Source organism: Pseudomonas sp. GL93 (genome assembly GCF_003408955.1).
GTDB lineage: Bacteria > Pseudomonadota > Gammaproteobacteria > Pseudomonadales > Pseudomonadaceae > Aquipseudomonas > Aquipseudomonas paracarnis.
Map to the genome: position 1 here is coordinate 167,411 of NZ_NKRF01000005.1, position 14,886 is coordinate 182,296.

At 58.7% G+C, this 14,886-nt stretch carries 14 protein-coding genes and 1 pseudogene; 13 read left to right on the forward strand and 2 right to left on the reverse strand.

All coding sequences use genetic code 11. The features are described 5' to 3' along the window. Position 1: 1 nt before the first annotated feature. A pseudogene (locus tag CER19_RS02615) lies at positions 2-223 on the forward strand (DUF4113 domain-containing protein); the annotation flags it as partial. Between the two features lie 285 nt (positions 224-508). On the opposite strand, the gene CER19_RS02620 reads toward CER19_RS02615, so the two are convergent. Beyond that, positions 509-1,285 (reverse strand): hypothetical protein, encoded by a 777-nt coding sequence (locus CER19_RS02620; protein WP_256660360.1) that lies wholly within the window; start codon positions 1,283-1,285, stop codon positions 509-511. A gap of 347 nt (positions 1,286-1,632) precedes the next feature. Between CER19_RS02620 and CER19_RS02625 the strand changes: the two genes are divergently transcribed. From CER19_RS02625 to CER19_RS02655, 6 genes are all read left to right on the forward strand, one after another. Then, on the forward strand, positions 1,633-2,049 hold the full coding sequence (locus CER19_RS02625) for an Ivy family c-type lysozyme inhibitor (protein ID WP_116665290.1): 417 nt from the start codon (positions 1,633-1,635) through the stop codon (positions 2,047-2,049). A 94-nt stretch (positions 2,050-2,143) separates the two neighbouring features. Then, positions 2,144-2,581: a hypothetical protein gene (locus CER19_RS02630; protein WP_178088094.1), complete on the forward strand. Its 438-nt coding sequence runs from the start codon at positions 2,144-2,146 to the stop codon at positions 2,579-2,581. Between the two features lie 92 nt (positions 2,582-2,673). Then, the gene (locus CER19_RS02635; protein ID WP_116665292.1) at positions 2,674-2,871 is read left to right on the forward strand and encodes a hypothetical protein; all 198 of its coding nucleotides are present in this window, start codon (positions 2,674-2,676) and stop codon (positions 2,869-2,871) included. A 338-nt stretch (positions 2,872-3,209) separates the two neighbouring features. Then, the gene (locus tag CER19_RS02645; protein WP_003192025.1) at positions 3,210-3,950 is read left to right on the forward strand and encodes a hypothetical protein; all 741 of its coding nucleotides are present in this window, start codon (positions 3,210-3,212) and stop codon (positions 3,948-3,950) included. A gap of 133 nt (positions 3,951-4,083) precedes the next feature. Continuing rightward, complete coding sequence (locus CER19_RS02650; RefSeq protein WP_116665294.1) at positions 4,084-4,359, forward strand: hypothetical protein; 276 nt, start codon at positions 4,084-4,086, stop codon at positions 4,357-4,359. Positions 4,360-4,487: 128 nt separating this feature from the next. Then, positions 4,488-6,605 carry a TonB-dependent receptor domain-containing protein gene (locus CER19_RS02655; RefSeq protein ID WP_116665295.1) on the forward strand — a complete coding sequence of 706 codons (2,118 nt, stop codon included), beginning with the start codon at positions 4,488-4,490 and terminating at the stop codon, positions 6,603-6,605. A gap of 1 nt (position 6,606) precedes the next feature. Here CER19_RS02655 and CER19_RS02660 read toward each other — a convergent pair whose 3' ends face one another. Further along, the gene (locus CER19_RS02660; protein ID WP_116665296.1) at positions 6,607-8,424 is read right to left on the reverse strand and encodes a sigma-54-dependent Fis family transcriptional regulator; all 1,818 of its coding nucleotides are present in this window, start codon (positions 8,422-8,424) and stop codon (positions 6,607-6,609) included. Positions 8,425-8,775: 351 nt separating this feature from the next. Here CER19_RS02660 and CER19_RS02665 point away from each other — a divergent pair, with 351 nt between their 5' ends. From CER19_RS02665 to CER19_RS02690, 6 genes are all read left to right on the forward strand, one after another. After that, a complete protein-coding gene (locus tag CER19_RS02665) occupies positions 8,776-9,870 on the forward strand; it encodes an ABC transporter ATP-binding protein (RefSeq protein ID WP_014718865.1) in 1,095 nt (364 codons plus the stop codon). Beyond that, on the forward strand, positions 9,870-10,967 hold the full coding sequence (locus CER19_RS02670) for an ABC transporter ATP-binding protein (protein WP_116665297.1): 1,098 nt from the start codon (positions 9,870-9,872) through the stop codon (positions 10,965-10,967). The genes CER19_RS02665 and CER19_RS02670 overlap by 1 nt, the downstream gene beginning before the upstream one ends. Beyond that, on the forward strand, positions 10,964-11,830 hold the full coding sequence (locus tag CER19_RS02675; protein ID WP_003192014.1) for a carbohydrate ABC transporter permease: 867 nt from the start codon (positions 10,964-10,966) through the stop codon (positions 11,828-11,830). Before CER19_RS02670 ends, CER19_RS02675 begins: the two co-directional genes overlap by 4 nt. A 10-nt stretch (positions 11,831-11,840) precedes the next feature. Beyond that, on the forward strand, positions 11,841-12,641 hold the full coding sequence (locus CER19_RS02680; RefSeq protein WP_003232361.1) for a carbohydrate ABC transporter permease: 801 nt from the start codon (positions 11,841-11,843) through the stop codon (positions 12,639-12,641). An 11-nt stretch (positions 12,642-12,652) separates the two neighbouring features. Then, positions 12,653-12,925 (forward strand): DUF2160 domain-containing protein, encoded by a 273-nt coding sequence (locus CER19_RS02685; RefSeq protein WP_014718862.1) that lies wholly within the window; start codon positions 12,653-12,655, stop codon positions 12,923-12,925. 179 nt (positions 12,926-13,104) lie between these two features. Further along, complete coding sequence (locus CER19_RS02690) at positions 13,105-14,847, forward strand: ABC transporter substrate-binding protein (protein WP_116665298.1); 1,743 nt, start codon at positions 13,105-13,107, stop codon at positions 14,845-14,847. Positions 14,848-14,886 lie beyond the last annotated feature (39 nt).

Sequence of the window (14,886 nt, forward strand, 5' to 3'; positions counted from 1 at the left end):
CTGCCAGCCAGGCGAGTACACCGATGATCTATTCGCGGCGTCGCAGCAAGCGGAAGCATCCAGGTTGATGGCGGTGCTGGATTAGATCAATGGACGATGGGGAGGGGGAACTCTGCGATCGGGCAGCGTGCAGACGAACCATGAATGGGGCGTGCGGCGGGAGATGATGAGTCAGAGCTATACGACGAGGCTTGATCAGCTTTGGTCGGTGGCATGCAAATAGGTGTTTTTGTTCGGTCGGCAGGACGCCGGGGAAGGGGAAATCGTTTCCGCAACTCGATGCGCGCCCCTTGATCTGCGCGGCTTACAGGTCAGCTAAAAATGGCTACATGCGGAAACTATCAGTAGCTAATGTGTTGATTTGTATAGTTAACTCGGCAGTCTTGAAAACCGGCGGACGTTAATAGCGTCTCCAGGGTTCGAATCCCTGGTTTCCCGCCAAGATTTACACGAAAGCCTCGCGAAAGCGGGGCTTTTGCGTTTCTGGGGTTGGGTTATGCCGGGCTATTCATGCCATAGGCCTGACTCGAAAGGCCAGAAACACCGGCCCGAATGGGAAGGTACTGACTTCCAGCTCATCCAGTGGATTGAGCGTGTTCGTGCGGTTTCCAGCGTTGCTGTAGATCACATGGCTGCTGGATACGGCGATGTTGACCTTGCCGGCCGCCGCCTGGATTAAATTCACCTTGAACCCTTCAATCACATCCTCACCGATTGTCAGCGTGACATCTGTATCGCTGATGACGAGGATCGACTTGCCTGAATCCGACATGGTCAAGGGCCTGCTGCCGGTAATAGAAACATTGGTGTGCACATGTCCGCCAGCGTGGTAGCTGACCATCCTCGGATCAGCGAAGACCCGAGCGAAGGAGCCGACATAATTCACACTGGCGCGCATGTCGTCGAATTGCTCGACCACATAAGTACCGATGCTGCCGGAGACTTCCCCGTTGGGATCCAAAACCCATTTGCGTCCTACCATCAACCCGATCTGGGTATTGGCACGTACACCGGCACGCATTTCTTCCAGAAAGAGTTGGCTGATCTGGCCACCGCCTTTGCCCTGGACATAGGTAAATCGTGCAATGGAATGGCTGTCGCCAGTGGGGCTGCCTTGGGCAGTATCGACCTTGTAGTCGACAAAGTCTGCCGAGACGATGGTGGTCGTGGTGTTGGCGTTTGGCGCCCAGGTAAAATCCAGGACTCTGCCGGTTTTGACCTGCTCTAGAGAGGTAGTGGCTTGTGATGTAGTAGTAGAGCCTGACTGCTTCAAATCGTCATTCATGATACTCATCCGTAAGTGGGGTGTGGGTCGAAAGTACACGAAGCAAATGACTGCCGTCATCACGCCACGTTTTCTACAAGACTATGCTGTCTTACTGGATCCGTATGGAGCAGTCATCGTGCAGGTGCCCTCGCACTGCGTATTCATCACTAAGCACAGTACGGAGCTTTTAGCTTGACTGATTTACTCATCTCCACGGCAGCCATGGCCTACCTCATGATTTCAGGCTTGTTTGTTAGGTGAAGGTCGAAACTTCCAAAACAGTGTCCTGTCCGAGTCTTCATACCAGCGTTTAAGTGCAACCTGTGAAAAAGCGGCTGAGAAGTCAGCGAGAGGGAGTCATTCGAATGAAAATACTGAGCCTTTCAATGCTGGCGGGGGCCCCCATGATGCTAGCGTCTGAAGGCGTTTGGGCTGAACAATATCTGCCCGAGATTGCCAGCAAAGCGCCTTACAAAAAAGCCTACGCAGAGATGCTCAGTTATCCGGACTGGGTCAGTAAAGCTCAGGGCACAGCGTCGCCAGTCGAGACGGTTTCGGCCGATGGTAAGCGCTTTACGGTAGGCCACATGTGCAAGCCACATGATTGTGCAGACAATCAGCTAATCGTGGTCTTTAACGCAGATGGAACAAAGTCCTGGGGGCTACTCGCGACTCGTCCAGCCGATGGAGATGCATTCAGTAAGCAATTACTGGGTGATCCCGACAGTGTCGTTCAGGGCTTACTGAATAAGTCGTTTGCTGACAACAATCCCGAAGATTGATGACCGGTGTCGCTCTGCTGCGGCAAGCGGTGGGTGGGTAGAACGGCCATCAGATAACATGTAGCGACCAGCCAGCTTGTTACGGTTATCGTGGATGTTAAAGTCGCACAAAATTTTTCGAGGGAACGATATGCGAGGCTTAATCGGAGCATCACTGCTTGTTGCTATCAGTGGGTGCTCGACATCGCCAATATCTGCCGACATTGCAGATCCTGTGCCATCTACAAGAATGTATGCGTTTACGCAGAAGAACGCGGCTCAGTTGGTGGTGACTAGAGACTCGGGCATCTACGGAGCTGAAGTCCGTTTTATTTTGCATATTGATGGAAAACCGGCTGCCGAGTTTCACCCTGGGGAGGTTGCCAGGTTTGGGCTGGCCCCTGGCAAGCATATTCTTGGTGTCTCGAAATACATGCTTTTCGGCACCTCAAGAATCATCGAATCAGAAATTGATATGAAGCCGGGAGACCTTGTTCGCCGCAGAATTTCTCAGCACGGCAGCAGTTTTTCTTTCACGCCGACTGCCTACTAAACGCCATTCGTCTAACGCCCCGCACTCTCAATCCCGTTGCAGCCTCTCAATCCTAAGCGCGGATATCCCGAGCCTATAAACGGAGTGCCAGCATGGAAATCAACGAGAAAGCCCCAGGCAACATTTCCCAGCAAGCGGTTACCCGGGGCACCGATAACGAGACGGGGCATGACCCGCGGCGTGACGAGGACAATATCCCGCTGCCGCCGGACGACGACGCGCCTCTTGAAGAAGATATGTCGGATGTAGATGCGGCCGATTCAGTAGCTACTGAGCATCCCAAGACCTGAAGGCGTTCAGGCCAACGAGCCCGGCCCTGTGCCGTAATGCCGTTGTAGGAGCGAGTTTGCTCGCGAAAAACGTCAGTGATAACGCGTGTTTTCTGATTGAACGCGGCGCCTGTGATTTTTTCGCGAGCAAGCTCGCTCCTACAACAAACCTTCTGAGCGGCATTACGGCCCTGTGCCGGGCTTCGTCTGCTGGTCACCCTGGTCTCGTTCACCTCCTTGTGGCTGTAAGCCGATGCTGATCCGACCCGCACCGCTGCACTTTTTTCCATTTTGCTGATCTACCCCTGTCCCGGCCACCCGACTCCCGCAGGTGGCCCACAGAATCAGACCCGGTGCCGATGGATCGAACGTCAACTGTTTTTACCTCCCGATGGCCGCTGCTGCTTGCTGCGGTTTTCGCGCTCTGCGCAACAGGTTGCAGTCAACAACAGGGTCGCGATATCGCCAGGCAGTTCAGCGACGGTAAGCCCGACGAATTCTTCCAGACCAGCGTCGACCGCATGGCCACCCTGGGGATGCGTGACAACCTGCAAAGCCTCTACTTGCTGATGAGCAAGCTCTACCTGCGCAACCCCAACCAGTGGCGTCAATCCGGGTATCCGGATGCGGTGACCGCCGCCCGGCAAATCCGCCAGGCCATCGAAAATCGCCAACCCTTGCCCGCACTGGGTGACCGGCGTGACTTGGCAGCCCTGAGCTATTCCTTGAGCCCTGACTTTCGCGGCGACCGCGTCGGCGCGTTCATCTATGCGATTGGCAGCATGCTCGTGACCGCCCACGGTGGGCGCACGCAGTTTTATGTGACTGACTCGATCAATCCGCAGTTTGTCAGCAATGCCGCGCGCAATATCGAAAAGGCCACCTGGCTGCTCAGCCAGCGTCAGGATGCCAACGGCGTGCTGCTGTTGTTTTCCAACGAGATATCGGAGGAGGGCAGTAACCTCAGTTTTGCCGTTGAGTTCGGCAAGATCGTCGCGCGTTTGGACCTGCTTACCCAAATCCTTGATGAGCGTTACCGGCGCATTGGCCTCAATTACGCACAAAGCCTGTTGCTGATGAATTTCCTGCCGGTGCAGTGAGGCCCATCGCATCGACCAATCGGTGCGGTGTTTCCCTTTCCGCTGTAGGAAGCGGCCTATCTTGCCTCCGGCGGCTTGAAACGCCTGCCTGCGGGCAATAGCCTCGGATTTTTCTTAAACACGAGGCCCTCCCTTGGGTAAACGAAAAACGGTTTGGCCCACGGATCGCGAAATACGCTTGCGGTTTATCCTCTATGCGGTGATCGACGCCGCGACGGCCCAGGGCGTGTCTGCCGAGTTATTGCTGCCGGCGCATAAGTTATTGCGTGACTCGCCCACGGAGGTCCAGTTGCGCGACACCTTGGTGGAGATTCTCTCCACTGACGAAATGTATGGCTTTCGCTTTCCGCCGGGGTCGGATGCCGATGACCTGATGCGGGCATTGGCAACGCCTGACGGCCAAACCTGATTCATCCTGTTTTTAAAACGCCCCTGTCCGTCATTAAGGAGTGACCTGACGGGCATGCCTGCCTTCCCATCACTGTTCGCGTGGTGGGTTTGGCCCGGCACGTTCCCGGATTCCAAGGACCTGCCCCAATGCTGCTGCGCCACCCTCCGTTTATTTTTGCCGCCTTGACCCTCAGCTCGCTGGTACAGGCTGAAGGCCTGCAATTGGCGCCGGTTGAAGTCACAACGGCTGAGGCCAGCGCCGCAGAAATCGCCCAGGCACAACTCAAAAGCGTGCCCGGCGGTACTAATTACATCGATATGGACAGCGTGCAACAAGGACGGGTCAGCACCAACGAGGATGTCTTCAAGTACCAGGCCGGTGTGTACGCCAAGGCGGCCAATAACGAAGGGGTGAAGGTGTCCATTCGTGGCTCGGGCCTGAACCGCGCCCCCGGTGCCCATGCCTCCGGCCTGTATGAAATGTTCGACGGCCTGCCGCTTACCGGACCAGGCGGCACGCCCTATGAGCTCAAGGACCCGCTGTGGCAAAGCAGGGTAGAGGTGCTGCGTGGCGCCAACGGGGTCGATCAGGGTGCATTGGCCTTGGGCGGTGCGGTCAATTACGTCACCCGCACCGGCTTGGACGCACCCAAGTTACAAGTGCGCTATGAGGTCGGCAGTCGCGGCTATGCCCAGCGTGAAGTCAGTTCGGGGCAAGTGCTGGGGGACGCCGACTATTACATCAGCCTCACCGATTCGGAGTCCGACGGTTATCAGCACCAAAGCGCTGGTACCGGCAAGGGCATCGCCGCCAACTTTGGCTACCGCTTTAACCCGGACCTGGAAACGCGCTTCTATTTGCGTTATCGCGAAACCACCAACGATTCTCCCGGCAGGCTCACGCGTGACCAGATCAGCCATGATCCGCGTGCCGCCAACAGCCTCAATGCCGCCCGCGATTCAAAGCGCCTGCAACCGGGCTCCACCTGGATTGCCAACAAAACCACTTTGCGCTTGGACGATAATTCACGGGTCGAGGTCGGGCTGGCCTATCACGATTACCCCATGGACCTGCGCGAAGGCACCAACCGCCTCAAAGTTGCCTACACCGATATCAGCGGCACCCTGAATTACATCCGCCAGGACAACCTGTTCGGCCACGCCAGCACCACCACCCTCGGTCTGCGTACCACCCAGGCGATGCCGAACAATGGGGCGTCGGAATATGTTCGCATCCCTGCAAACAATACCGCCAACTATGCCCCAGGAACCAAGACCCGCGACTACAGCTACCTGGGTTCCGATACCGTGCTGCATGTAGGCAATGAGCTGGAACTGATGGAAGATCTGTGGCTGACCACCGGCCTTGCCGCGATCTACACGCGCCGCGAAACCCAGGTCACTTACCCCGACGGCCAGGCGCCGACAAGTCAGCATGATTGGGATTATGCACCGCGCATCGGCCTGCGTTACGACTTCAACCCGCAGTTGCAGGTTTACGGCAACCTGAGCCGCTCGGTAGAACCACCGCACGCGTGGTCGATGATTTGGGGCTCGAACAAATACTTTGGCCCGGGCAGTGGGGCAGCCACGGGGTTGCAACGTGAAGGCGTGAAGCTGCGCAATCAGACCGCCACCACCCTGGAAATCGGCGGGCGCGGTGAAGCCTGGCTCGGCCAATGGGATCTGGCGCTCTATCGCTCGGAGGTTCGCCACGAGCTGCTGTCCGTGGAGACCCAGGCGCAGACCGCCACCAGCAACGCCATCATCGCCGAATCCAACGCCAGCCCCACCGTGCACCAGGGTGTGGAACTGAGCCTGCTCAGCCCGCTGTGGGACGGCGGCCGCAGCGGTAAGCTCGACCTGCGCCAGGCCTACACCTTCAGCGACTTCCACTACCGCGACGACGACCGTTTCGGCGACAACACCTTGCCCGGCATTCCCAAGCACTATTACCAGGCGCAACTGCGCTACAGCCACCCGACGGGTTTCTACACCAGCCTCAACACCGAGCATGCCTCACGGGTAGCGGTGGACTACGCCAATTCCTACTACGCGGCGGCCTACACCACCCTTGGCGCCACCTTCGGCTACGACGCGCCCAAGCAGGACTGGCAAGCCTGGGTCGACCTGCGCAACCTCACCAACCGCCGTTACGCCAACACCGTCACGCCGGGCTACGACGATAAAGGCATGGACGCTGCACGCTCCACCCCCGCTGATGGGCGTGGTATCTACACCGGCGTTTCCTGGAGTTGGCGTTAAATCAGCCTTCGTGCTGGCGCAGGCGCTTGTACAGGGTGTTGCGGCTCACCCCCAGCTCCCGCGCCAGGTGGGAAATATTCCCGCCCACCGCTTCCAGGCGCTGGCTCAGGTCAAGGCGTTCATCCAGGTGCTCAGGTTTGGACTGCGGTACCGTTGCCTGCAAATCCACAAAAAAATCATCGGGCAGGTGCTCTGCACGGATCGGCTGCTCCTCGGCCATTGCCAACGCCACCTGCAACACGCTGCTCACCTGGCGTAAATTCCCTGGCCATGGGTGTTGCTCGAACAACTCCAGCACCTCGGCGCTCAGCCCGGCCCATTGCGTCGGCTCGCGGTGTTGCTGCCACAGTTGCTGGAACAGCGCCCGCTTGTCGGTACGCTCGCGCAACGGCGGCAGCTCCAGGGTCAGGCCGCCGATGCGGTAGTACAAGTCCTCGCGAAAGCGTCCGGCCTGCACCAGTTCGCGCAAGGCGCGGTTGGTCGCCGAGATGATGCGCAAGTCCACCGGGAACACCTCGCTGCTGCCCACCGGCTGCACACAGCGTTCTTGCAGCACCCGTAACAGACGGGCTTGGGTGGGCAGCGGCATATCGCCGATCTCGTCGAGAAACAACGTGCCCTTGTCCGCCTTTCGGATCAGGCCGATGCTGCCTTTTTGGTTAGCGCCGGTGAAGGCGCCTTTTTCGTAGCCGAACAGTTCCGATTCCACCAGCTCTGCGGGAATCGCCGCACAGTTCACCGCGATCAACGCCTGTCGGCTGCGGGAACTGGCCTGGTGCAGAGCTTTGACGAACACCTCTTTGCCTACGCCGGTCTCGCCGTGGATCAACAGCGGAATGTCCTTTTCCAACAGGCGCTCGGCCTGGCGCACGGCTTTTTCCACGCGCACATCGCCAAAATGCAGGGTCTGGAGGTTGATCGCGGTCGGTGCGGGCGGCGGCGGTTGGCTGAACACCCGGGCCTGCACCGGCATCTGCTTGGGGCGCTTCAACAGGCACTGGAATCGATTGCGTCCCGCCGCTTGCAAGGCGAAGGGCAGCCCTTCCGGTTGGTTGAGCAACTCCAGCAGCGACACCTTGAACAGACTGTCGATCATCACCCGCGACAAGCTGATGCCCAGCAGGTTATCCGCACGCCGATTGGCCGACAGCACCTGGCCGCTTTCATCAAAGATCAGCAGGCCGGCCCATTGGCTGTCGAGGTTGCTCAAGCCGGTGTTAAAGGTCAGTTGGAAGTGTTCGCCGCGAAACAGGTTGAGGATCAGCCGGTTTTCCACGGTCTGGCTCATCATCTTGACCATACCCAGGGTGTGGGAGGGCGGCAGGTAACTGTCGCTGGACACATCCAGCACGGCGATGATTTCGCGCTGGGCGTCGAAAATCGGCGCCGCGGAGCCGGTCATGAAGCGGTTGGCCTTCAAGAAGTGTTCATCGTGTTCAATATGCACAGCCTGGGCGCAGGCCAGTGCGGTGCCGATGGCGTTGGTGCCGCTGGCGCGCTCCATCCAGCTGGCGCCGGGGCTGAAGCCACGGGCTAGCGTGGGTTCGATAAACCGCTGGGTGCCCCAAGAGGTCAGCACCTGGCCCTGATTGTCGGCCAGCATGATCAGGCAGTTGGAATTACTGAGGATGTTCTCGTAGTAGGGCAACACTTCCTGGTGGGTGGTCTGTACCAGGGAATGCTGGCTTTCCAGGAGATGGCGAATGCCCTCGGCGGGCAGTTGGTCAAAGCTGGGGGTGCTCTGGTGGTCCAGGCCGTAGGCGCGGCAACGGCGCCAGGATTCCTGGATAAGGGTGTCGTGGGTCAAGGGTTCGGCCATCGTGCGACCTTCTTTATTATTGTTGTCGGGTCTTGCGCCATCTAACGTCAGACATCGAATAATGTGGGAGCGGGCTTGCCCGCGATGGCAGAGGGTCAGGCACAGCATCTACAAACTGATGCACCGCCATCGCGGGCAAGCCCGCTCCCACATTTGATCCTCGTCGCGCATAAAGTGTTGTTCACAACTGTTCATTGTCAACCCCGGCAGTGTTCAGTTGTTCAGCCGGATTGTTCACTCCTGAACATCATGATTCGCCCATTTCCTTACACATCAAGCGCTTGCGGTTTTGGCACGAAACTCGCTCTGACAACGGACCAGATTCATTCCAATAATAAAAAAGGTCGTGTCATGTCATTGACCCTGGAACATGTCTCCCGCGTTGTCGACGGCCAAACCTGGATCGACGACGCCAACCTGCGGTTCGAAGCCGGTTCTTTCAACGTCCTGCTCGGTCGCACCCTGTCCGGCAAGACCAGCCTGATGCGCCTGATGGCTGGCCTGGACAAACCCGACAGCGGTCGCATCCTGATGAACGGTGTGGATGTCACGCAAAAGCCGGTGCGCCTGCGCAATGTGTCGATGGTCTACCAGCAGTTCATCAACTACCCGACCATGACCGTATTCGAGAACATCGCCTCGCCGTTGCGTCAGGCCGGTGTGTCCCAGGAGGTGATCCAGAGCAAGGTGCTGGAAACCGCCAAGATGCTGCGCATCGAGAAATTCCTGCAGCGCCACCCTCTGGAATTGTCCGGTGGCCAGCAACAACGCACCGCCATGGCCCGCGCCCTGGTCAAAGACGCCGAATTGATTCTGTTCGATGAGCCGCTGGTCAACCTGGACTACAAACTGCGCGAAGAGCTGCGCCAGGAAATGCGCGAACTGTTCAAGGCGCGCCACACCATCGCCATTTATGCCACCACTGAGCCCAACGAGGCCTTGGCCTTGGGTGGCACCACCACCATTCTTCACGAGGGGCGGGTGATCCAAAGCGGCAAGGCCGCCGAGGTCTACCACCAGCCGCAAACTGTCCTCGCCGCTGAGCTGTTCTCCGAGCCGCCGATCAACCTGATGCCAGGGCGCATCAGCGGTAACGAAGTGAGTTTCGCCAACTTCGTGCATTTCCCACTCAATGTCGACCTGCGTCCTATCGGCGAAGGCGAATTCCGCTTTGGCGTGCGCCCCAGCCATATCAGCCTGGTACCCAGTAACGATGATGACCTGGAGCTGGCGGTGACCGTGGAAGTCGCCGAAATCAGCGGCTCGGAAACCTTCCTGCATGTGCGCAGTGAGCACTTCCTGTTAGTGCTGCATCTGCCGGGGGTGCATGAATACGATGTCGACGCGCCGATCCGCGTGTATATCCCCACCCATAAACTGTTTGTGTTCGATGGTCAGGGCCGCTTGGTCCAGGCCCCCGGACGCCGTGTTGCGAGGGTTGCCTGATGGCCGAGATTCATTTGCGCAACCTGGCCCATAGCTACAGCCCTACGCCTACAGGGCCAGAAGACTACGCCATTCGGGAAATGAACCATGTGTGGGAGCAGGGCGGTGCCTACGCCCTGCTCGGGCCGTCAGGCTGCGGCAAGTCCACGCTGCTCAATATCATTTCCGGCCTGCTCAGCCCGTCCGAAGGCCAGGTACTGTTCGATACCCAAGTGGTCAACGACTTGACCCCGGAAAAGCGCAATATTGCCCAGGTATTCCAGTTCCCGGTGGTGTACGACACCATGACGGTGTTCGACAACCTGGCGTTCCCGCTGCGCAACCAGGGTATGGCCGAAGCGAAAATCCATAGCAAGGTGCAGGAGATCGCCGAAGTCCTCGACCTGCAAAACCTGCTGAGCAAAAAAGCCCGCAACCTCACCGCCGACGAAAAACAGAAAGTCTCCATGGGCCGTGGCCTGGTGCGCGATGACGTGTCAGCCATTCTGTTCGATGAGCCGCTGACGGTGATCGACCCGCACCTGAAGTGGAAACTGCGGCGCAAGCTCAAGCAGATTCACGAGCAATTCAATATCACCATGGTCTACGTCACCCACGATCAGCTGGAAGCCTCCACATTCGCCGACAAAATCGCGGTGATGTACGGCGGGCAGATCGTGCAGTTCGGTACGCCGCGTGAATTGTTCGAGCGGCCCAGCCACACCTTTGTCGGTTACTTCATCGGTAGCCCTGGGATGAATCTGATTGAGGTGCAGGTCAACGCTGGCGGTGTAGGGTTCGCCAATACCCTGTTGCCGCTGTCCGAAGCGATGCAGCAACGTCTCAACACCACCGACTACAAAAAGCTCCAGGTCGGCATTCGTCCGGAATTTATCCACGTGTGGGACGAGTACAACCCTGACGCCCTGCAAGCCGACGTCGCCCATGTGGAAGATCTTGGCACCTACAAGATCATGACCCTCAACCTCGATGGCGCCACCCTCAAGGTGCGCCTGGCCGAGGATAAGCCGGTGCCGGAAGGGAAGGCCTCCATCAGCTTCCCGGCGCAATGGCTGATGCTCTACGCCGACGATTACCTGCTGGAGGTGGCGCCATGAACAAGGTGCAGAACAACAAGGCCTGGTGGCTGGTGTTGCCGGTGTTCCTGCTGGTGGCGTTCAGTGCGGTGATCCCGATGATGACGGTGGTCAACTATTCGGTGCAGGACATTTTCGACCAATCCAGCCGTTATTTCGTCGGGGCCGACTGGTACAAGCAGGTGCTGCTCGACCCGCGCCTGCACGACTCGCTGCTGCGCCAGTTCATCTACTCGGCCTGCGTGCTGTTGATCGAGATCCCGCTGGGCATCGCCATCGCCCTGACCATGCCCACCAAGGGCCGCTGGTCCTCGTTGGTGCTGATCATCCTCGCCATTCCCTTGCTGATTCCGTGGAACGTGGTCGGCACTATCTGGCAGATTTTTGGCCGTGCCGACATCGGCCTGCTGGGCTCGACCCTCAACGCCTTGGGCATCAGCTACAACTATGCTGCCAACACCATGGACGCCTGGGTCACCGTGCTGGTAATGGATGTATGGCACTGGACCTCACTGGTGGCGCTGCTGTGCTACTCAGGTCTACGGGCCATTCCGGACGTGTACTACCAGGCCGCGCGGATTGATCGTGCATCGGCCTGGGCGGTGTTCCGACATATCCAGTTGCCGAAGATGAAAAGCGTACTGCTGATCGCGGTGATGCTGCGCTTCATGGACAGCTTCATGATCTACACCGAACCCTTCGTGCTCACCGGCGGCGGGCCGGGTAATGCCACCACCTTCCTGAGTCAGACGCTTACCCAGATGGCCGTCGGCCAATTCGACCTGGGCCCGGCGGCGGCGTTTTCCCTGGTGTACTTCCTGATCATCCTGTTGGTGTCCTGGCTGTTCTACACCGCCATGACCCATTCCGACGCCAACCGCTGAGGCCGCCAACATGAGCAAACGCAAGCTGATTCCGTTACTTATTTACATCCTGTTCCTGCTGGTGCCGATCTACTGGCTGCTGAACATGTCCTTCAAGAGCAACACAGAAATCCTCGGCGGCCTGACCCTGTTTCCCCAGGACTTCACCCTGGCCAACTACAAGGTGATCTTCACCGACCCGAGCTGGTACACCGGCTACCTCAACTCGCTGTACTACGTGAGCCTGAACACGGTGATCTCCCTGAGCGTGGCGCTACCGGCGGCGTATGCGTTCTCGCGCTACCGCTTCCTGGGTGACAAGCACTTGTTCTTCTGGCTGCTGACCAACCGCATGGCGCCGCCGGCGGTGTTTCTGCTGCCATTCTTCCAGCTGTATTCCTCCATCGGGTTGTTCGACACGCACATTGCCGTTGCCCTGGCCCATTGCCTGTTCAACGTGCCGTTGGCGGTATGGATCCTGGAAGGCTTCATGTCTGGTGTGCCCAAGGAAATCGACGAAACCGCCTACATTGACGGCTATAGTTTTCCCAAGTTCTTCGTGAAGATTTTTATCCCGCTGATCGGCTCCGGTATCGGCGTGACGGCGTTTTTCTGTTTCATGTTTTCCTGGGTAGAACTGCTGCTGGCGCGCACGCTCACCTCGGTCAACGCCAAGCCCATCGCAGCGGTGATGACTCGTACGGTGTCGGCCTCCGGCATTGATTGGGGTGTGCTGGCAGCGGCGGGGGTGTTGACCATCCTGCCGGGCATGCTGGTGATCTGGTTTGTTCGCAACCACGTGGCCAAGGGCTTTGCCCTGGGCCGGGTCTAGAGGAGTCGATGATGGAATGGATGGCCTGGACCACTCCCACTGCGTTGTTCTTTGGCGGCATCGCCCTGATTCTGGCGGGCATGACGACCTGGGAATTGCGTTCGCCAAGCATCCCGCGGCGCGGTTTGCTGCCGATTAGCACCACCCGTGGCGATCGCTTGTTTATCGGTCTTCTCGGCAGCGCCTACCTGCATTTGCTGGTGATCGGCGTTACCGACTGGAGCATCTGGGTGGCGTCCGCGCTCTCCCTGGTATGGCTGTTGAGTGTGATGCGTTGGGGCTAGGTGTGCACGGGCTTGTGTGGCGAGGGAGCTTGCTCCCGCTGGGCTGCGAAGCGGCCCCCAAATGGATATCCGAGTCGGTTATCGGTTTGGGAGTGCTGCGCACTCCAGCGGGAGCAAGCTCCCTCGCCACAGCAAGCTCGCTCCTACAAGCCCCGTTTGAAATTAACCTGGAGGTCTCTATGTTGAATAAAAACAATAAGCTGCGACATAGCATTTCATTGGCCGCCGTACTGGCCCTCAGTGGTTTGAGCGCTTCGGCCTGGGCCGATGCGTATGAAGATGCCGCGAAAAAATGGATCGGCAGCGAATTCAAACCCTCGACCCTTACCGAAGCCCAGCAGCTGGAGGAGTTGAAGTGGTTTATCAAGGCGTCGGAGCCGTTCCGTGGGATGAAGATCAACGTGGTGTCGGAAACCCTCACCACCCACGAGTACGAATCCAAGGTGCTGGCCAAGGCCTTCAGTGAAATCACCGGCATCAAGCTGACCCACGACCTGCTGCAGGAAGGCGACGTGGTGGAGAAACTGCAAACCCAGATGCAATCCGACAAGAACATCTATGACGGCTGGGTCAACGATTCCGACTTGATCGGTACGCACTTTCGCTATGGCAAGACCGAATCCATCACCGACCTGATGGCCAACGAAGGCAAGGAGTTCACCTCGCCCACCCTGGACCTCAAAGACTTTATAGGCCTGTCTTTCACCACCGCGCCGGACGGCAAGATCTACCAGTTGCCCGACCAGCAGTTTGCCAACCTCTATTGGTTCCGCGCCGACTGGTTCGAGCGGCCGGAGCTGAAGGCCAAGTTCAAAGAGAAATACGGCTACGACCTGGGCGTGCCGGTGAACTGGTCGGCTTATGAAGACATCGCCAAGTTCTTCAGCGAAGACGTCAAGGAAATCGACGGCAAGCGCATTTATGGGCACATGGACTACGGCAAGAAAGACCCGTCCCTGGGCTGGCGTTTCACCGATGCCTGGTTCTCCATGGCCGGCGGCGGCGACAAAGGCTTGCCCAACGGTTTGCCGGTGGACGAGTGGGGCATCCGTGTAGAGGACTGCCACCCGGTGGGCTCCAGCGTCACCCGCGGCGGCGACACCAACGGCCCGGCGGCGGTATTCGCCACGCAGAAATACGTGGACTGGATGAAAGCCTACGCGCCACCGGAAGCGGCGGGCATGACCTTCTCCGAATCCGGCCCAGTGCCGTCCCAGGGCAATATCGCCCAGCAGATCTTCTGGTACACCGCGTTTACCGCCGACATGGTCAAGCCGGGCCTGCCGGTGGTGAATGCCGACGGTACGCCAAAGTGGCGCATGGCACCGTCGCCGGTTGGCCCGTATTGGGAAAAGGGCATGAAGAAGGGCTATCAGGACGTAGGCTCCTGGACCTTCCTCAAGTCCACCCCCGAGAAGCAGAAACTCGCGGCCTGGCTCTACGCGCAATTCGTGACCTCAAAAACCGTGTCGCTGAAGAAAACCATCGTTGGCCTGACGCCGATTCGTGAGTCCGATATCAACTCCCAGGCCATGACCGACATGGCGCCCAAACTCGGTGGCCTGGTGGAGTTCTACCGCAGCCCGGCCCGCACCGAGTGGTCCCCGACGGGCACCAACGTGCCGGACTACCCGCGCCTGGCGCAACTGTGGTGGAGCAACATCGCCGCAGCGGCCAGCGGCGAGAAAACCCCGCAACAGGCGCTGGACAACCTGGCCAAGGAGCAGGATGCGATCATGACGCGCCTGGAGCGCTCCAAGGTGCAACCGGTGTGCGGCCCGAAAATGAACCCCGAGCGTGACGCGCAATACTGGTTCGACCAGCCGGGTGCGCCGAAGCCGAAACTGGCCAACGAGAAGCCCAAGGGCGAAACCGTGAACTACAACGACCTGCTCAAGCAGTGGGAGGCTGCACGTAAGTAACAGCGCCATCTGAACCCCTGTAGGCGCGAGCCTGCTCGC